Here is a 559-nt window from a genome sequence, read left to right on the forward strand (position 1 = left end):
GAGTTCGCGGAGGCCGCCGAGTGAGGAGCCGGTACTGGGGGTGAAGTTCACGTACGGGTGGCCGTCGAGGAGCGCCGCGTAGGCGTACAGGCCGCTCGCGGGGAGGTTCGGGTCGTCGCGCTCGACCGCCGTCTCGAACGCCGCCAGCGTGTCGTAGTCGCCGGGCGTCGGAATCGGCGGCTCGGTCGACGCGGCGTTCACGACGACCAACCGGTCGACGCCCTGCGAGTCCGCGAAGGCGGCGTAGTCGGCCCGTATCTCCTCGACGATGTCGGCAACCGACACGTCCTCTCCCGTCGTCTCCGAGGACATCCCTTCGACCGCCTCGCCGCACCGCCGGGCGGTCCCGAGTTCGACGCGCTCGTCGATTTCGCGGAGGTCCTCGCGGACCGCGTCGAGGGTGTCTGGTGCCACGACGCCGCCGTGGCCCGCCATCTCCTCGGCGGTCTCCTCGATTCGCTGGGACCGGATGTCGTGGCCCCCGAACACGAGGTCGTCGACGGCGGGGAGGTCCAGCGCGGCCACCGGCTCGCGGGCCGTCACCATCCCGGTCGTGTCC

Annotated in this window: 1 protein-coding gene; it reads right to left on the reverse strand. The window is 71.9% G+C overall.

What is annotated here, in order from left to right:
* Positions 1-559, reverse strand: a 559-nt coding sequence (locus tag DVK06_RS17050; RefSeq protein ID WP_199718767.1) for an inositol-3-phosphate synthase, incomplete at both ends; no start/stop codon positions are given.

The sequence above is a fragment of the Halorubrum sp. Atlit-28R genome, from assembly GCF_003665955.1.
Taxonomy (GTDB): Archaea; Halobacteriota; Halobacteria; order Halobacteriales; family Haloferacaceae; genus Halorubrum; species Halorubrum tropicale.